This is a genomic window from Flagellimonas sp. CMM7, assembly GCF_021390195.1.
Lineage (GTDB): Bacteria > Bacteroidota > Bacteroidia > Flavobacteriales > Flavobacteriaceae > Flagellimonas.
The window spans coordinates 2904412-2923059 of the sequence record NZ_CP090003.1; the positions used below are offsets into that span (position 1 = coordinate 2904412).

Annotated in this window: 18 protein-coding genes and 1 other RNA gene; 6 read left to right on the forward strand and 13 right to left on the reverse strand. The window is 36.3% G+C overall.

The window, feature by feature from the left end; genetic code table 11:
* Nucleotides 1-26: 26 nt before the first annotated feature.
* Nucleotides 27-426, reverse strand: a transfer-messenger RNA (tmRNA) gene (gene ssrA, locus LV704_RS13220).
* 209 nt (nucleotides 427-635) lie between these two features.
* Here ssrA and LV704_RS13225 point away from each other — a divergent pair.
* A complete protein-coding gene (locus LV704_RS13225) occupies nucleotides 636-1841 on the forward strand; it encodes an NAD(P)-dependent oxidoreductase (protein WP_163423284.1) in 1206 nt (401 codons plus the stop codon).
* Between the two features lie 83 nt (nucleotides 1842-1924).
* Nucleotides 1925-2200, forward strand: coding sequence for a hypothetical protein (locus LV704_RS13230; protein ID WP_163423283.1), 276 nt, complete (start codon nucleotides 1925-1927; stop codon nucleotides 2198-2200).
* On the opposite strand, the gene LV704_RS13235 is transcribed toward LV704_RS13230, so the two are convergent.
* From LV704_RS13235 to LV704_RS13255, 5 genes are all read right to left on the reverse strand, one after another.
* The gene (locus tag LV704_RS13235; RefSeq protein ID WP_163423282.1) at nucleotides 2197-3315 is read right to left on the reverse strand and encodes an Sb-PDE family phosphodiesterase; all 1119 of its coding nucleotides are present in this window, start codon (nucleotides 3313-3315) and stop codon (nucleotides 2197-2199) included. The genes LV704_RS13230 and LV704_RS13235 overlap by 4 nt on opposite strands.
* Before the next feature lie 108 nt (nucleotides 3316-3423).
* A complete protein-coding gene (locus tag LV704_RS13240; RefSeq protein ID WP_163423281.1) occupies nucleotides 3424-4062 on the reverse strand; it encodes a DUF1361 domain-containing protein in 639 nt (212 codons plus the stop codon).
* Nucleotides 4063-4127: 65 nt separating this feature from the next.
* Nucleotides 4128-5486, reverse strand: coding sequence for a cell envelope integrity protein CreD (creD, locus tag LV704_RS13245; RefSeq protein WP_163423280.1), 1359 nt, complete (start codon nucleotides 5484-5486; stop codon nucleotides 4128-4130).
* Nucleotides 5487-5539: 53 nt separating this feature from the next.
* Nucleotides 5540-5833 carry a transcriptional regulator gene (locus LV704_RS13250; protein WP_163423279.1) on the reverse strand — a complete coding sequence of 98 codons (294 nt, stop codon included), beginning with the start codon at nucleotides 5831-5833 and terminating at the stop codon, nucleotides 5540-5542.
* A gap of 1 nt (nucleotide 5834) precedes the next feature.
* The gene (locus tag LV704_RS13255) at nucleotides 5835-6443 is read right to left on the reverse strand and encodes a hypothetical protein (RefSeq protein ID WP_163423278.1); all 609 of its coding nucleotides are present in this window, start codon (nucleotides 6441-6443) and stop codon (nucleotides 5835-5837) included.
* Nucleotides 6444-6536: 93 nt separating this feature from the next.
* Between LV704_RS13255 and LV704_RS13260 the strand changes: the two genes are divergently transcribed.
* Entirely contained in the window at nucleotides 6537-6902 is a 366-nt protein-coding gene (locus LV704_RS13260) for a DUF1801 domain-containing protein (RefSeq protein WP_163423277.1), read from the forward strand.
* Nucleotides 6903-6905: 3 nt separating this feature from the next.
* On the opposite strand, the gene LV704_RS13265 is transcribed toward LV704_RS13260, so the two are convergent.
* Both LV704_RS13265 and kdsA read right to left on the reverse strand, forming a co-directional pair.
* The gene (locus LV704_RS13265; RefSeq protein WP_163423276.1) at nucleotides 6906-8822 is read right to left on the reverse strand and encodes a DUF3857 domain-containing protein; all 1917 of its coding nucleotides are present in this window, start codon (nucleotides 8820-8822) and stop codon (nucleotides 6906-6908) included.
* A 67-nt stretch (nucleotides 8823-8889) separates the two neighbouring features.
* Nucleotides 8890-9708: a 3-deoxy-8-phosphooctulonate synthase gene (kdsA, locus tag LV704_RS13270; RefSeq protein ID WP_163423275.1), complete on the reverse strand. Its 819-nt coding sequence runs from the start codon at nucleotides 9706-9708 to the stop codon at nucleotides 8890-8892.
* 69 nt (nucleotides 9709-9777) lie between these two features.
* Here kdsA and LV704_RS13275 point away from each other — a divergent pair, with 69 nt between their 5' ends.
* On the forward strand, nucleotides 9778-10335 hold the full coding sequence (locus LV704_RS13275; RefSeq protein WP_163423274.1) for a hypothetical protein: 558 nt from the start codon (nucleotides 9778-9780) through the stop codon (nucleotides 10333-10335).
* Nucleotides 10336-10337: 2 nt separating this feature from the next.
* On the opposite strand, the gene LV704_RS13280 is transcribed toward LV704_RS13275, so the two are convergent.
* Nucleotides 10338-11060 (reverse strand): LytTR family DNA-binding domain-containing protein, encoded by a 723-nt coding sequence (locus tag LV704_RS13280; RefSeq protein WP_163423273.1) that lies wholly within the window; start codon nucleotides 11058-11060, stop codon nucleotides 10338-10340.
* Entirely contained in the window at nucleotides 11057-12115 is a 1059-nt protein-coding gene (locus tag LV704_RS13285; protein WP_163423321.1) for a sensor histidine kinase, read from the reverse strand. Before LV704_RS13285 ends, LV704_RS13280 begins: the two co-directional genes overlap by 4 nt.
* A gap of 181 nt (nucleotides 12116-12296) precedes the next feature.
* On the opposite strand from LV704_RS13285, the gene LV704_RS13290 reads away from it, so the two are divergent.
* Complete coding sequence (locus LV704_RS13290) at nucleotides 12297-14696, forward strand: TonB-dependent receptor domain-containing protein (protein WP_163423272.1); 2400 nt, start codon at nucleotides 12297-12299, stop codon at nucleotides 14694-14696.
* A 95-nt stretch (nucleotides 14697-14791) separates the two neighbouring features.
* Nucleotides 14792-16591 carry a translational GTPase TypA gene (gene typA, locus LV704_RS13295; protein ID WP_163423271.1) on the forward strand — a complete coding sequence of 600 codons (1800 nt, stop codon included), beginning with the start codon at nucleotides 14792-14794 and terminating at the stop codon, nucleotides 16589-16591.
* Here typA and ppgK read toward each other — a convergent pair.
* The 3 genes from ppgK to LV704_RS13310 form a co-directional block, all read right to left on the reverse strand.
* Nucleotides 16588-17355, reverse strand: a complete 768-nt coding sequence (ppgK, locus tag LV704_RS13300; protein WP_163423270.1) for a polyphosphate--glucose phosphotransferase — start codon at nucleotides 17353-17355, stop codon at nucleotides 16588-16590. The genes typA and ppgK overlap by 4 nt on opposite strands.
* Nucleotides 17356-17442: 87 nt before the next feature.
* Nucleotides 17443-17874, reverse strand: coding sequence for a hypothetical protein (locus LV704_RS13305; RefSeq protein WP_205597895.1), 432 nt, complete (start codon nucleotides 17872-17874; stop codon nucleotides 17443-17445).
* Between the two features lie 2 nt (nucleotides 17875-17876).
* Nucleotides 17877-18560: a cell division ATP-binding protein FtsE gene (locus tag LV704_RS13310; RefSeq protein ID WP_163423269.1), complete on the reverse strand. Its 684-nt coding sequence runs from the start codon at nucleotides 18558-18560 to the stop codon at nucleotides 17877-17879.
* Between the last annotated feature and the right edge of the window lie 88 nt (nucleotides 18561-18648).

Below are 18648 nucleotides of genomic sequence, written 5' to 3' on the forward strand. Positions count from 1 at the left end.
GATTTTAGTCTAGTTTGGTGTGCTAAAAGTGGAGCCGGAGGGAGTCGAACCCTCGTCCAAACAAGCAAAGTCAGTGCTTTCTACATGCTTAGTCTTTATTCAGTTTTCGATGCACGACCGACCAAAGACCGCCTATCGTACACTTAGCTTCTTAAGGTTTTAGTGATGTTGCCAAAGCGAACAACATCCTTATGTTGACTTTTATGGTGCTCCAAAACGAATCGCCATCAACAAGGGCTATCCAGGAACATCTCGCTTCCCTACCTAGTAAGGACGAGGCTAAATCCTACTATAATTCGGATTAAGCGGCAAGAGCGTAGTTATTATCGCCAATTAAAAGTGTGGAAAATGAGTTTAACGAGCTGTATCCCAGCGCTCGACATGCTTACAATGCCATTGGTCTCGCTGTCAAAACCGGTCGGCCCCATTATTTCAATGATCATGATTCCCCTAAACAAAGTCCAAGGATGTGCGTTTCCCTTTCTGTAAAAGGGTCGGGCTATCGGCTGTACAAGGTACCTGCCTCTATCCCTAACGCGGGCGGCAAAGTTAACTTTTATCTATCAAAGGAGAAAAAAGTTTGTACCACCTCTTCAATACTCTTATTTTAGGTCAATAATTATACCAGATCATTTATGAAGTTCGGAATTATCAGAGAACGGAAAAACCCTCCAGATCGCAGAGTGGTGCTATCCCCAACGGAGTGTCAAAATGTCCTTTCCGCCTTTCCAGAGGCGCAGTTAAGTGTGGAATCTTCCCCTATTCGAGTATTTAAAGATGAAGAATACCAAGAAAAAGGTATTTCCATATCTCAGAACATTGCAGATTGCGATGTCTTACTTGGAGTAAAAGAAGTACCAATAGAGGCTCTAATCCCTAATAAAAAATATTTTTTCTTCTCACATACCATAAAAAAACAGCCGTATAACCGTCCATTACTAAATACCATTTTGGATATGAACATAGAACTCTATGATCATGAGGTAATTACCAGCAGCAATGGGCAACGTTTAGTAGCTTTTGGCCGTTATGCGGGCATAGTTGGTGCATACAACGGTGTACGGGCATACGGTTTAAAGTTTGGTTTGTTCAATCTCCCAAAAGCAGAAACACTAAAAGACCAAGAAGCATTGATTACAGAGCTTCAGAAAGTAAAATTACCAAACATAAAAATCATGCTTACGGGCAGAGGAAGAGTAGGGAATGGATCTAGGGAGATGTTAGATGCCATGGGGTTAAAAAAAGTAAATGTGGCTGAATACTTAAAAGATACGTTCAACGAACCTGTATACTGTCAGATAGATGCATCAGAGTACAACAAACGTAAAGATGGAGTACGTGGTAATAAAGCGGACTTTTTCAAGAACCCTCAGGAATACAAATCTAATTTCTTTCGTTTTGCAGAAGTAACGGATTTCTACATCGCCGGACATTTTTATGGAGACGGAGCGCCTTATTTGTATACCCGCGAAGATGCAAAGCATCCTAATTTTAAAATAAAGGTAGTGGCAGATGTAAGCTGCGATATTGATGGACCTGTGGCCACAACCATAAAACCGTCTACAATTGCAGATCCTATTTATGGATACGATCCGGTAACAGAAAAGGAAACCAATTATAAAAATGCCAATGCAATTGCTGTAATGGCTGTGGACAATCTGCCTTGCGAACTACCCAGAGATGCCAGCAATGGTTTTGGAGAGGCTTTTTCAAAACATGTAATACCAGCATTTTTTAATAATGATGAAGATGGAATTCTTGAAAGGGCAAGAATGACCCAGAACGGAAAGTTGACCAAACGGTACGCTTACCTCCAAAACTACGTGGATGGTCTGGAATAAAATGTGGTTAATCGAACAATAAAAGGGCACTGTTCATCAGAAAACATTTTTTCTTATCTTGGAGTTCACTTTATAACCAAACTGTGAAATTCAACTGGGTAATTTCTGGAGATACCAATCCAACCATAAAAAAGGCCTGTATAGATTTAGAATACCGTTTAAGGCCTAGAATAACCAAATTTCTATTGTCCCGATTGGATAATGAGTGCCATGGCGATTTTTCGTCCTTTCATTTTGATGTGGATATTACAAACCAATGGGTTTGGATTTCAGAAAAAACACCATCAGGCTATATAGAAAAAATAAAAGCTGACTTTGATAGCGAAATCAATGGTTCAGCACTTTTCTCTGTTGCTTAGTGATTACCAACTTCAATTTGCCATTGAATTACAGGATGTGTCTTAGGAGCAACATACGCTCCCAATGCCTTTAATTTTAATTCAACAGAATCTAATTTTTCCAAAGTTTTTATTTGTATGGTTTTTGTTCCTTTTGCAGGAACAGTAAAAACTGGAGAACTTGAATAAAAAGTGTGCGACATTTGGTTTTCAAACAAAAGATCACTGCTCGAAACATTTTTTAAGGTGACCTTTAAAATGGAAGTTTTATCAATGTAAGTAGCTTCCTCAACAATGATAGAAGCTTTTAATAAAGGAGCTAAATTCCCCTCTTTACCAACCAAGAGCGAATTAAAAACAGCAACTGTTCTACCAGCAAACAAAGCTTCTTTTAAGGCAGTTTCCGACCTTTCTTTTGCAAAAACCAACGTAATGGGTCGATTGTGGCCTTTTTCGGTATAATCCCAATCAATTAAATCATGAACATCACTTGTTCCCATAATGGTTAAATTGTTTTCCAAAGCAATAGCCAAGGATTCTTCGGCATAATCTGTAGTATTGATAACTTCAATACCATGTAGCTCTCCATTTTTTATCCGTTCTTTTTGAAAATCACTCAAATTTGGATTTCCGTTGGGACTTTGGGGATACCATGCAGGGTGATTCCAAAATACAAAAGCGTCTTGTTTTTTGGCTGCAGCAAACGAATCTTCTGCGTCTTCCTCAAGTAATTCATTGGCGTCCGAAATAAAAATGGCATTGCTGTGGCCAACCGGTTCACTTCTTGTAATTTCCGACCCATGTATAATTAATAGATTATGATTTTTGGCTTCTTGCAACGCCAATTCAAAAGAACGGTTTCTATCTGGATGAGGAATATCCTTTAGATGAGGCTGATATTCCAAGTGCTCCGTTAGTGAAATGACATCTAAATTATCTCGTAATGCTTCCATCACTCTAATTCTTGGCCAGACATTTCCATCTGAGAAAACTGTATGTTGGTGTAAATCGGTTTTCAAGGTGGTATAACCGGGAACATCAGGAAAAATAATAGCACCAGTGCTTTTGTGAGAATGTTCCTGGGCATAAAATGTGATTGAAAAAAGAATTGAAAGAAAAAGTAGTTGGGTTTTCATAATGATGGTTTCTTCAAATGTATAAAACTACATGGATTACCAATTTTAGAAGAGAATTACTTTTGGTTAAAAAACGGTTAACTATAAAGAAACCATGTTTAACAAGGACTATTCCTTAACCCAACGAAGAACAGAAAAAACCATCCAAAGAAATATTCCAAATGCAAATGTCATCAACCATACTTTAGATTGCCCAAAGCTTAAAATTATTTCGTTAGTTAATAAACCTGGTTGTAGTATTATGTCCCATGAATTAAATCGAAGGAATCGACCCACATAAATGCCATATCCGCTCACTATACAAATACCAAAAACTATGAGCAACGCCCAGCTTTCCTTTAGATGAAAGCACAAGAATTTAAATACATCGATTAGGGATAGAATACCTGAAATTAATCCATTGTAAGCGAAAACAAAGACAATAAATAAATCAAACCACTTCCAGAACGAGTATTCATTATGCAAGTGTATGAGATCTGTTATAATGTAAGGTGCATTTGGAATGAGCGCCAGCCAAACTAAAAACAATACCAAACGAGTACGGTTTTTCATTCTTTCATACGGATACCAATATACTGTTTGCGTTAATAGGTATGGCAAAGCAGCTAAGAATAGATTCCAAATTAAAAAACCATAAAAAGAAGAACCTGTGACCAAAGCCCTGATCAGTACCAATATGGTTGCAAATAATAGGGAGAGCAGCAGTGTTCTATAATGAACTATTGTGAATAGTATAAATCTGTTCATGATATATGATTTAAAGAAGTTGTAAAAAGTACTGTTCCAGATTCACTGGAACAGTACATATATGTTTAGGTAGGTAGTTGATTTCCTGACCAATCAATTTTTCTGGACGTAAACATGATGATACTCAAAATGACAAACAATCCTATACTACCAACCAGTAAGGCATAATCTTCCAATTGTATGATCACAAAAATGAAGGTGTAAAGACTGAACATGGAACCTAAAATTAATAATGTAAACTTTGGGTTTTTTAAAATGGATCTAGAATATATCGTAATCAGTGTCACTACGGATACTCCTGTTATTAAATATGCAAACAAGTAATTCTGATGTTCAGAAATTGAAATCAAAAGAGTGTAGAACATGACCAAAGCCAATCCGATCATTAAATATTGAAAGGGGTGAATAGCTATTTTACTGCTGATTTGAATCAATAGAAATACCAATAGTGTTAACCCAACAATCATAAGGCCATATTTGCTTGTTCGTTCGGTTTTCTGATAGTCGTCTACGGGTACTAGAAACTCTGTACCAAAAGAAAATTGTGATAAATCTGGTAACGAGCCAAAAAAGTATTGTCCAAATCTCCGGTTGGTTTCCAATACCTTCCATTTGGCTTCAAAGCCCTTGTCAGAAATCTTTTTCCCTTCCGTGTCTGGCAGAAAATTTCCGTTAAAGCTTGGAGAATGCCAATTAGACTTCATGAATACCTCAGTCTCCCTGCCAATGGGAATAAATTGCAGTGTTTGACTGCCGTTTATCCCAAAATTAGATTCAAATGCCAGGGGATGTTCCTTTATTTTACTCAGATCGGTTAAGAAGCCAGATTCCAAAGTATTCATAAAGGAAGAATCGAACTTGGGCTTTAAAGGATATTTGTTTTTGCCAAGCGCTACATTTATGGTATTTCTAATACCCTTAAGGTTGCTGGTTTTAAACAGCACCGTGGCTTTGTCCCAAAGAATATCTTCATCCTTAATTTCTCTGGTAGAAAAGTTGAGCTTGGCAAACTTTCCTTTTATTTTGGTGTCGGCGGTATATACCACGGACTCATAAATGCCACGTTCTAAAGGTTGTGTGTTTACATTGGAGTCTATGTTAAGTTCCCAAGGAAAAAAATACGCAGTATGCATCTCTGGCTTTTCAGTTTTTAGAAAGGTTTTGGTTTTTTCATCAAAGACTTTCTCTTCTATGTAGGTTCTGTAGGGAATCTTTAAAATGGGGCCATAGAGTACTACTTTTTCACCCCATTTACTGTTGATTTCTGCAATAACATCGGTTTGTCTAAATCCTCTTTCTCTTATAAGATCTTTTACAAAACCCAACGGTATCAATAATGTTAGAATTAAGAACCCTACAGTTAGCATTTTAGCTGAGATTGAGTTTTTAAACCAGTTTCCAATTTTTTGTTTTTGAATAGACATAATATGTATTTTAAAGTACTTTGAATTTCAAAGTAAGTGAATAAAAAAAATGATTATTGATTTTTAATTAAATGTTCCAATGCTTCTATATGTTTTTTAAACGACGCTTTTCCTAATGGGGTAGCAGAATACCTGGTATTGGGTTTTTTCCCAATAAATGACTTTGCAATTTCTATATATGCTGCTTTTTCCAATGTTTTTGTATGGCTGGCAAGATTTCCATCTGTAACGTCCAATAATTCTTTAAGCCGATTAAAATCAACCTCGTCGTTAACCATAAGAATAGACATGATACCTAGTCTTATGCGATGATCAAACAATTTGTTGATATTGTCAATAAGCCCCATGCTACGCTTTTTCTTCTTTAAAGTAAATCAGGCTGCCATATACAATGTGCAAAACACCAAATCCAATAACCCAGAACCAAAATCCGTATCCAGGTAGTGCAGCGCATATCAATCCTAAAATTATTTCTGCATACCCCAAATATTTTACATTTCCAATGGTGTGTTTGGAGGCGTTTACCAACGCCAATCCATAAAAAATAAGCATCAATGACCCCGTGAGTCCATAATGCTGGCTGTTAAGTTTGATGAGAATATATATACCACCAGTAATCAATGGAACCAAAAAGCTGATAAGCAGTCTTTTAGTGGTTTCATCCCATACCTTTTCATTATTCTTTTTTGCTTTTTTTGAGGACAATAAATATGCGGTAACCAAGCTTAGAACGGCAACTGCAATTAAAATGCCCACAATTATTTTAAAATTCCAACTATGTAGGGTCACATGACCTTCGTTTTTGGGAATTAGGAAGATATAAGTGACAATGGCACCAGTAATGGCATAGATGCCAGCTAAAATTCCAGAGAGTCCACTAAGAGAAATGAATCTGGAGGAACGATTCATTAAATCTTTGATTTGAGAAATATCGTCTAAGTATTTTTTTGATTCCATTCTAAAGTACTTTGAATTTCAAAGTTAATATATTTTTCTTTCCACAATCATTTTTTTTCAAAAATTTGATGAATTACAACTTATTTTTGAAATATGAATCCTGCAGAAGACTATATTTTAAATCAAGAAGAACCCTTTAAAACTATTTTATTACAGATACAAGTGCTAGTTGAAACTACTATTCCAGAGTTGGAATTAAAATTCAAATATAGAATTCCATTTTACTATTTAGAGGACAAGCCTTTTTGCTATTTAAACGTGCCATCTAAGAAAAAGTATGTGGATGTTGGTTTTTGGAGTGCAGCTCATCTGACCAAACATCTGGATAAGATGACAACGGATGGCAGGAAAGTAATGAAATCCTTGCGCTATACCACGTTAGAAGAAATAGATGGGCACGTTTTGGTTGAAATCCTACAGGATGCCTATAGCGTTAATCACAAAGGTTTTTGGAAATGAGAATCATGTTTTTTCCAATACAATCAATGAATTTTTCTGAGCATTTCCGGCATTTTTGAAGATTTCTTTCAGAGGGTCATAGTAATCGGAAGGGTAGTGTGATTTCTTAATTGAAAAATCAAAAAGTACTGTAATTACACCGTATTTTTCTTCATATAGTAATCTAAGATACCCAGAATTATCACCTAGAACAATATGGCTGTTTTGTGGTAAGGTTTTTAGATTATATCCTTCAGGTACTTTAATGTATAGCTGATATTTGAAGCTTCTTTTATATCCAAAATCTATAGGATAATTACGTTTATCCAGAATAAAAGGATTTTTTGTAAAAAATTTAATGAAGAATGGATTTAGATATAACTCGTTTTCAACGTTTTCCATTTCCAGCTCAAATTTAAATTGCTCTGAAATCCTTTTTTCATCTGAGTTTTTTTCTTGTAACTCATAATCAAAAACATTCACCTCATTTGAAAATGAATCTTCAATTTTAATAAGATATTCCTCTAAGGATAGGGCTTTAATATCTTTTCTTTTCTCAACAGCATAATACCCTGTTTGAATAGAATTAAAACTTCCTTCGATTCTTTCATTTTCTAGATTTAAAGAAACCATCCCTCTTATAAGGTTCTGGTTTTTTTCTTCAGGAATAATGTTATACCAATAACTTCCATTTTTAAAATCCATTACCCTACCATAATAGTTAAGGCATCTGTATGGGAGCATTCCAAAAGGATTTTCCTTATCGGTGGCATCTAAAAGATAACTTACCCCGTTAATTTCGGCTTTTGCTACTAGATAGTTAAAATCTGACATTACAGGGTGTGCTTTTTTTGGCAGCCCGTTTTCTCTTGTCGACATGAGCATTATTTCAGCCTTAATGTTGGAAGTATTGAGTAAATTGATTAGCGATAAATTAATCTCTCCCACACTCCCCACTTTTTTTTCAAAAGCATCTTTTACTCTACTATTTTGATGAATGCTATATTTTTTGTTCCAAGTAAAGTAGTCTTTAGTGAACTCATATATTTCTTTTGCCCTTATAAGTTCATCCGGTTCAATAAAAAGTTCTTGCGGGACATTTTTTTCGAAATAAGCGTTTTTTGAAAGCTGTCTTCCAATATCTTTATCAGCTTTAAACTCTTTATCAACATCTTTCCAAGTTTTGGTATACTCTTTCCTAACTCCATTGAATCCTTTAAACTCAGATAGCTCAAACTCAATTTTTGAAATATAATTTGAAGGAGCTAGCATATAATTTTCAGCTTCTTTAAAAGCAGGGATATTTTTCATTCCATATTTTATTACCTCGCAGTCACCAGTTGTAGCATAACCTTCTATATGAAAACAACGCTTTTTCACAGTAGATTCGTTGATATCCAATTCTAATGAACCCATAAGAGTTCTATTGTAAACATAATTTCCTGGTATCTCAGCAGTGAATTCACTGTGTATTTTTGGAATGTCACTTTGAAAAACCCATCCTGTTAAATTGAACATATATGGTGTAACCAATTTGTATTGATACTCAAGAATGCTACCCTCTTGGACATTTGGAAACGCGAATTTTTTTTCGGACCAATTTTCACTTACATCTGAAGTATAAATCTTGTTTTTTAAAACAAAGCTTTTGGAATCTGTATTGTGGGTTATGGCACTAACATTTTCAACTATTTCGGTTAATCCATCTTTATGAAAATATGGAATAGAAATGTTGGCTTTATCAAACCCTTCCTTTTTTAGAATCTTTATTTTGACATGATATTCTTTGATCAACCGTATCTTTCTGCCTAGTACTTCAAAATGATCTCTACCTTTCTCAAAAAGTACAATTGCATTTGCAGTTGAATCTTTTTGGTACGTTTTAAAATCTTTCTCAAAAGAAGTTAGTTTCCCAAATTCAGGTTCTTTTTGGGCACTCACAGTTAAAAAGAAACAAGAAAATAGTAAGAGAAGCGTTTTACTACAATTCATTTAATAAAGAAACAAGTTAGAGACTATTTATAGTTTTCCGTATCGCCACCAAATCGGTCAATAGTTTTTCAAGCAAACTTAGGTCCAGCATATTTGCTCCGTCACTTTTAGCATTGGCGGGGTCGAAATGAGTTTCCATAAAAAGTCCGTCAACACCTGCGGCGATGCCTGCACGTGCCATAGTTCCAATAAGTGCTGGTCTACCTCCTGTAACACCAGAAGATTGATTTGGCTGTTGTAATGAATGCGTAACATCCAATACGACGGGAGCATACTGTTTCATGGTTGGGACGCCTCTAAAATCCACAATCATATCTTGGTAACCGAACATGGTTCCTCGGTCCGTGATAATCGCTTGCTCATTGCCCGTTTCCGTTACTTTGGTCACAGCATGTTTCATGCTCTCGGGAGACATAAATTGTCCCTTTTTTAGATTAACCGTTTTACCTGTTTTTGCGGCCGCTACGACCAAATCCGTTTGTCTAACTAGAAAAGCAGGAATCTGAAGGATATCCACATACTCTGCTGCCATAACTGCATCCTGTTCTGTATGGATATCTGTAACGGTTGGAACATTAAAGGTTTCTGATACTTTTCTTAGGATTTTCAGAGCTTTTTCGTCACCAATACCGGTAAAGGAGTCAATTCTGCTCCTATTGGCCTTCTTAAAGCTTCCCTTAAAAACATATGGGATTTTGAGTTTATCTGCAATCTCAACAACACGCTCTCCTATATGGAGTGCCATATCTTCGCCTTCTATAGCACAAGGGCCAGCAAGCAAGAAAAAATTATCACTATTTGTATGTTTTAACTGAGGGATTACGTCTAACTGCATCAATACATGTTTTGGCAAAAATACTATTTTGAAGAAGTATATGTTATAATAGTACCAAATTAACCTACAATGCATAGAATTATCTTTTTGGTAGCATTCTTTTGTTACACTTTGATAAATGCCCAATTTGGCAAAAACTGCGAAGTAAGACAGATTAAAATCAATCTCCTCAACCCTGGTCTTGAATATGAGATGGCGTTGGGGGTCAATAGCACTTTAGATTTTAGGGTAGCATGGCAAGCGGCCATAGAACCGGCAAGTTCCAGGCCGATTGAGGACTATGATTTTTTTCCGGCAATTACGGTTCAGAATAGATACTATCATAATTTAACTAGTAGAGATAGAAGGGGGAGGCAGATATATGGAAACTCTGGAAATTATATAGCTCCTACGGTTGCATTTTTCTCTCCTGACGATCGTATTGTAGAAAACAGATTGGTAGAAGGGGTACATGGTTACGGAGGGCTGGTATATGGAGTTCAACGAAGTTATAATTCTGGATTGAGCTTTTCCATTGATGCTGGAGCAGGGTATTATGTGGGCCCCTTTAAAGGAGGAATTCATCCAGTAGTTAATCTCAGTATAGGATGGATTATTAGTGAAAAACGATGGTGTGTTGGTCGATAATCTTATAGCATGATTCTCTTTATCGTATCCATGTAACCGCGGCTCACCCTAATGACATCACCATTTTCCATGGTTACATCATAACTTTTACCATATTTATTGAGTTCTTTAACCCGATCTAGATTGATCATTGAGGAACGATGGACCCTCAAGAACAATTGTGGATTAAGCTTTTGTTCTAAATCTGAAATGCCAAAATTACTAAGATGGATTTGGTTGATAGTATGTATTTTGGAATAGTCACCATAGGCCTCAATCCATATGATTTCTTCACATTTAATGGTTATCAGTTTTTTATTGTGATGCACCAAAACCCGATTGGGATACGAAGTCTCCTCCATAAAAATGCTCTGGGCCAAACCTTCTATTTTTTGGTTGTCCGAGTTTAAACGTTCAACGGCTATCTTAAAACGTTCTTTGGTGTATGGTTTTAATAAATAGTCCACCGCATGAACCTCAAAGGCTTTAAGCGCATATTCGTCGTACGCTGTTGAAAAAATGATTTTTGGAATTTCTTCTAAATGATTCAATACCTCAAACCCAGTTTTACCGGGCATTTGAATGTCCAAAAAAACCAAATCTGGCTTAAACCTATTTATTTCCGTAATAGCATCTACACCATTATTTACCTCAGCTATGAGCACTAAATCTGGATAATCTTCTAAATATTCTTTAATAAGAATTCTACCTGCCTTTTCGTCGTCTGCAATTAAGACTTTTTTCATAACACAAAAGATATTTTTAGACCTTGTGGGTTATTATCCAAAACTTCCAGTTTGGACTGATACATTTTTAACAGACGCAATCGTGTATTTGTAAGCCCAATACCTTTGTTGAACAAGCTCTCTTTGTCTTCTACCCCAATTCCAGTATCTGCAATTTCAAACTTTAATTTTTCAGCTTCCTTAAAAATGGTAATGGAAATAGTTCCACCCTTTAAATTGTTAGAAATGCCATGCTTCACCGAATTTTCTACCAAAGGCTGTAAAAGCATTGGTGGAATTTGTTCCTTGTATAGGGATTCAGGAACATTAATCTCAATATTAAGTCGTTCTTCAAAACGTGCTTTTTCCAATTTCAGGTATTTTTTTACAAAATCGAGCTCCTCTTCAAGAGTTACAAGCTCTTTTTTAGATGCTTTGAGCTGATACCGAAACAGATCTGAAAGTGTGGCAATAAGTTGCCTGGTTTTTTCTTGTTTAGGAGGTACAGAAGCATTGATGGTATTAAATACGTTATACAAGAAATGTGGATTTAATTGTGCTTTTATGGCGGCCAACTCACTTTTTAAGGCCGCTTGTTTGAGCTCTCCTTCCAATTTCAATTTTTTCTGATTTTCCTTGTAATGTTCATAGGCATGAAATATTCCAAACTGAATAAGATAAAAAAGAGCCGGAATGTACAGGTCCCATACCTGGGCAGAACCTTCAAGATGAAACCATCCCAATGCTTCACAAACATAGTAATACAGTATCTGGGCGGTGTAAATAAAAATAGGTAGAAAAAACATGTGCAATAGCAAACGTTTCCAGAGCTTAATGGGCTTTAACTTTATAAAAATCAACCACCAAATAGGAATGGTGAACAATAAGAATATACCATATTGAAGTCCTCCGCCATCAACAAATGCCTTGAGTCCAAGAAGCGCTGAATTGGTAGTGCTATACTGCGCTGAACTGGACCAGACAGTTAGATGGTAAAAAAATGCAGATACAATATAGAATGACAGAACAATTAAAAGCTCTCTTACTGTAATGCCCCAAATGACCTTGTTGCCCATTATTTTTCTTTCAGGAAAGGTAATAACAAAGCATATTTTATAAAAACCAATACAGGTGAATGGTCCTATGCGTCGATGGGTGGTCTGGCCCATTCGTCATTAAATAGGTCTATTGGGCAGATTCTCCTTTTAAATATGTAACCAAATTGGAAATTTTGGGTATCTGTTTAAAATAAATATCATGAAAATCAGTATTTCGGCTTTCTTTTTATTCCTATCAAGCCTGTCGTTTGCGCAAAGTATAAATGGAATCCTGCAATCAGAGTTAGGAAATTCGGTTCCATATGCAGCAATTACCCTTAATAGAATCAAAGATTCTACTTTGATCAAGGCTACCATAAGTGAAGAAAATGGGGGCTTTTTGCTACAAGGAATTTTCCCGGGAGCATACAACCTAAATATTTCTAGCATTGGGTATAAGGATTATAATAGAAACCTAAACTATAATGGAGACAATCTTTATTTAGGAGTAATTCTGTTATATGAAACGGCCGAAAGTTTAGAAGAAGTAACGGTTGTAGCCGAAAAGCCTATGGTACAGGTTTTAGCAGATAAAACTGTGTTCAATGTGGAGAACACCATTAATGCAACTGGAACAAGTGCTTTTGAACTGTTAAGGAAAGCACCAGGGGTAATAGTGGATAACAATGGGGGTATTATTTTAGAGGGTAAGACCGGTGTTCAAATTTTTATTGATGGAAAACTATCTGTTTTACAAGGAGAGGACTTGTCCAATTATTTGGAGAGCCTTCAGGCAACCGATATTGAGGCAGTAGAGATTATCACACAACCTTCATCTAAATATGATGCTGCTGGTAATGCAGGAATCATCAACATAAAGCTGAAGAAGGATAAAAGTTTGGGCACCAATGGAACATATACTACTGGACTGACCAATGGGGATTTTGCAAGGTATAATTCCAGTTTAAACTTTAACAACAGAGGTAGAATAGGAAACCTCTACGGTACATATAGTAACAGATTTGGGAAAAGTACCAGCTTCATAGATCTTTTAAGAACACAATCTGAGACGCAATTTGATTCAAGAAGCAATAGAATAAATGATAGAAACAGCAACAACTTAAAACTGGGCTATGACCATTACCTAAATTCAAAAAATACCATTGGTGCAATTTTTAATGCCAATTTAAACAATGGTTTCAGCACAAATAACGCCAGAACACCAATTAGACCTGCAAATAGTACTCAAATAGATAGTGTATTGGTTGCGCTGAACCAAACAGACAATACTTCTTACAACATCAATGCAAACTTTAACTACAAGTACTCAGATACTTTAGGATACAGTGCAAATGTTGATATAGATTATGGTAAATACAACAGTGATAGAAATGCGTTTCAGCCCAATGTATATTTCAATGGAGATGAGACCCAGATACTGAATGAGCGTATTACGTTGCAGCAAACACCAATAGATATAGATATTTTTACCATTAAAACAGATTACGAGCAAAACCTTTTAAAAGGGAAGTTGGGTATTGGATTCAAATTTTCCCAAGTCAATACGGATAATACTTTTGATTTTTTTAATCAAATCAATGGTCAGAATGTTCTAGATGCTTTACAGAGCAATGAATTCTCTTACGCTGAAAATATAAACGCCGGTTATGTGAATTTTAATCGCAAATGGGGCAAATGGAATATTCAGGCAGGTCTTAGAGTAGAAAATACAGTTTCCGATGGTGAATTGGAAAGTGCACAGGGTAGCAGTGATGAAAGGGTACAAAGAGATTATACTGATTTTTTTCCATCTGGCGGGTTGACTTTTCAAATGAATAGGAAAAACCAATTTGCACTTACCTATGGTAAACGCATTCAAAGACCCAACTATCAATCTCTAAATCCTTTTGAGTATAAATTGGACGAGCTGTCATTTAGTAAAGGAAATCCTTTTCTTCAGCCCCAATATACAGATAACATAAAATTATCCCACACCTTCAATTATCGCTTAACCACTTCTTTGAGTTATTCGTACATCTCAGACTTTTTTGCCCGCGTTACGGTGGCTGAAGGAGAAAGCGCCAATTTTTTAACCACGTTAAACGTAGCGGATCAGGAAGTCATCAATTTAGGAGTTTCATATCCCAAAAAAATATATGAATGGTGGAACATTTATTTTAGTCTTAATGCTTACGTCAGTGATTATAAAGCCACAAGCCCTGAGTTTTTACCCGTAAAGCAAGAAACCTTAAGTTTTTATGCCCAAAACACTTTCACTTTGTCCAAAGATTTTAAAATGGAAGTTTCAGGTTGGTATAGTTCGCCGTCAATTTGGGGAGGTACCTATCAGACGGAAGCCTTAGGTTCTCTGAATTTGGCTTTTCAAAAGAAGTTTTTTGGTGGTAGGGTGACAGGAAGATTGGCCTTTAATGATATTTTATATACGGTTCCTTGGAGGGGTACGACACAATTTGGCAATCTTTTTATTGATGGAAATGGGGGTAGTGATTCTAGACAAGTGGCATTCAGTTTTACCTATGATTTTGGACGAAACGAAATAAAAAAGGCCAGAAAACGTAAGACCGGACTTGAAGATGAAAACAAGCGTATTGGTAGTTGAAGTGAACTCCCTAAAAATCAATAAGATAAAAATAACATCTGATAGTGCCAACAAGCAAAAAATAGCAGTACCTTTGCGGGCTTAAAAATCAGGTTATGTCCAAAATTAAGAATATCGCTATCATAGCACACGTTGACCACGGTAAAACAACTTTGGTTGATAAAATCATGTTTCATTGCCAGTTGTTCAGGGACAATGAGAACAAGGGTGATTTAATTTTGGATAATAATGACCTCGAAAGAGAACGTGGAATTACTATTGTTTCCAAGAACGTTTCTGTTGTTTATAAAGACACTAAAATAAATATAATAGATACCCCTGGTCACGCCGATTTTGGAGGGGAAGTTGAGCGTGTACTTAATATGGCAGATGGTGTGCTGTTATTGGTAGATGCCTTTGAAGGCCCAATGCCTCAGACTAGGTTTGTTTTACAAAAAGCTATTGACCTTGGATTGAAACCTTGCGTCGTTATCAATAAAGTTGACAAAGAAAATTGTACTCCAGAAGAAGTACATGAAAAAGTTTTCGATTTAATGTTTGAATTGGGAGCTGAAGAATGGCAATTGGACTTCCCAACGGTATACGGTTCGGCAAAGCAGAATTGGATGAGTGAGGATTTTCAAAAGCCAACTTCTAATATAGAACCACTTTTAGACATGGTCATTGAGCATGTTCCTGAATTTAAGCCAGAGCAAGGGTCCACTCAAATGTTGATTACCTCCCTGGATTTTTCATCTTTTACAGGACGTATTGCTATCGGCAGATTACAAAGAGGAACCCTAAAAGAAGGTCAGCAAATCTCTTTGGTAAAAAGAGATGGCAGTATTGTGAAGACCAAAGTGAAAGAACTATTTACTTTTGAAGGATTGGGCCGTCAAAAAGTCCAAGAAGTTGTGGCGGGCGATATTTGTGCAATAGTTGGTGTGGAAGGTTTTGAGATTGGTGATACCGTTGCCGATATTGAAAATCCGGAAAAACTAAAGACCATTGCCATTGATGAGCCCACAATGAGCATGTTGTTTACCATTAACGATAGCCCATTCTTTGGAAAAGATGGAAAGTTTGTAACATCCAGGCACATAAAGGAGCGTTTGGAAAAAGAATTGGAAAAGAACTTGGCACTTCGTGTTGAAGAAACGGACAGTGCAGATAAATTCATGGTTTTTGGTCGTGGTGTTTTGCACCTTTCCGTTTTGATCGAGACCATGCGTAGAGAAGGATACGAACTTCAGATAGGACAGCCTCAGGTTATTATTAAAGAAGTTGATGGAGTAAAATGTGAGCCAGTAGAACATTTGACGATTGATTTACCAGAAGAAGTATCTGGAAAGGCAGTGGAAATGGTTTCTATTAGAAAAGGTGAAATGACCAGTATGGAGGCCAAGGGTTCCAGAATGCTTTGCGAGTTCATTATTCCATCTAGAGGAATTATTGGTCTTAGAAACCAATTGTTGACGGCTACTGCAGGTGAAGCCATCATGGCACACCGTTTTTTAGAGTATCAACCATTAAAAGGGGATATTGCCCAGCGAATTAATGGATCATTGGTTTCTATGGAAAATGGAACGGCGATTCCATATTCTATTGACAAACTACAGGAAAGAGGTAAGTTTTTTATTGATCCAGGAGAAGATATTTACGAAGGACAGGTTATTGGTGAAAATTCACGCGGCGATGATATGACCGTCAATGTGACCAAAACCAAAAAATTGTCTAATGTACGTTCTTCAGGTGCGGATGATAAGGCTAAAATTGTACCTGCCATAAAGTTTTCTTTGGAAGAGGCATTGGAATATATCCAGAAGGATGAGTACGTTGAAGTAACTCCAAATCACCTTAGGCTTAGAAAGATTTATCTAAAAGAAGTAGATAGAAAGCGAAATAAAATAGACTAGGCTTTCTCGCTTAAATGACCATGATGCTGTTCTCTTAAACAAGCAACAGCTGCGCCAATAATGCCAGCATGGTTCATAAGTTCTGCCTTTACAACATCTGTTTCAATGGTTATCAAATGGCTGAATTCCCGCCATTTTTTAGATGTTCCTCCACCTACAATAATCAGGTCCGGAGCGATGATCAATTCTACCAATTTTAGAAACTTATTGAAGCGTTTGCCCCACCTTTCAAAGGTTAGGCCTTCTCTTTCTTTTGCAGATGCGGCCGCCCACTCTTCAATTTTCTTGTATTTTTTGTAAGGAATTTGACCCAATTCAAAATTAGGGAGCAGTACGCCATTGTAAAAAGCACCACTACCCAATCCTGTACCAATGGTGATCATGAGAACAAGACCATTTTTCCCTTTTCCAATACCATAGTTCATTGAAGCATAACCAGCGGCATCAGCATCGTTTAAAACGGTGAACTCATGCCCTGTAACTTTGGTGAACAATTCATCTATATTTACGCCAACCCAACTAGAATCAAGGTTTCCTGCTGACATGCAAACTCCATTTTTAACAATTGTTGGAAAACCGCAGCCTACAGGTCCACTATATTCAAAATGGTCAACAATTTGGGATATGACTTTGGCCATATCTTCCGGTTTTCTTGAAGTTGGAGTGGGAATGCGGTACCTTTCTGTTAACATTTCTCCTGTTTCGGCATTTACCAATGCACCTTTGATGCCCGATCCGCCAATATCAATACCAAGAATTTCCATAAAAGGGAAGAAAATTTATTTTTGACAAATAAACAAAAAACTTTTGGCGGTCAAAGGATTAACTGGTCAACAATATTCAATTATTCGTTAATGGTTCTCTTTGGTGGGCTGAATATAATAGTCTATTGAATTAAGAGAGTGGTTTGAATCAATACTATCCAAAATTTTGTCTATTGCCTTTCCAAACCCAGACAAAGTCCCCAATTGCTTGTTTTTTCCAAGGGCACTGGAAATAGTTTCATCACTGTTCCCAAATTCATATCCGCCCTCTTTTATCCATAATAGGTTAAAAAGATGTTGCATGATTACATTTCCCAGCTGATCTATAGAAACAGCAATTTTTAGTGCAAATTCACCTATTCCTACTAGACCTTTGGTGAACAATTGCTGAAAAAAACCGTAAACAAGCCCAATTGGACCAGTTAAAACCATCAGAATTATTGAGATTAAAAACAGCAGTATCCCAATTAAAGGTCTAGATTTTTTGTCCTTATTGCAATCTTGTTTTTTAAAAATCATGGTTAAATCGCTTTTTGAATAACTTCAAAAACCTTGCTTCCATCACATTTTAGTGTTTTGTGAGGATACTTTAAGATGAGTGCGTAATCATGGGTGGCCATGATTATGGTACGTCCATTTTGGTTAATGTCCTGTAGTACTTTCATAACCTCTACACTTGTTTGAGGGTCCAGGTTTCCCGTAGGCTCATCTGCAAGGATAAGTTCTGGGTCATTAAGAAGTGCTCGAGCAATGGCAATACGTTGTTGTTCTCCCCCAGAAAGTTCATGTGGAAACTTAAAACCTTTGGTTTTCATTCCTACCTTGTCCAAAACCTCTTCAATTTTGCTATCCATTTTTGAAGCATCAGTCCATCCAGTGGCTTTTAATACAAAACGAAGATTGTTATTTATGTTCCGATCGGGTAACAATTTAAAATCTTGAAAAACAATACCTAGTTTCCTCCTTAAAAACGGGATATCTTTTTCTTGCAATTGTTTTAAATCAAAATCAACCACACTGCCGGTTCCCTGTTTTAAAGGAATATCTGCATATAAGGTTTTCATAAAGCTACTCTTACCGCTTCCCGTCTTTCCAATGACGTAAACAAACTCTCCTTTTTTAACTTCTAGAGTAATATTGTTTAGGATTAAATTTTCATTTTGAAAAACGGCAACATCTTGTAATTTTACGATAGTTTCGGGCATAGTGTTACTTTAAAAAAATAAAGGTACTAAGTTCTAATTTTATAAAGTGTTAAGCATTTTAAAATCCGCTTCTTCGCCTTTATATATA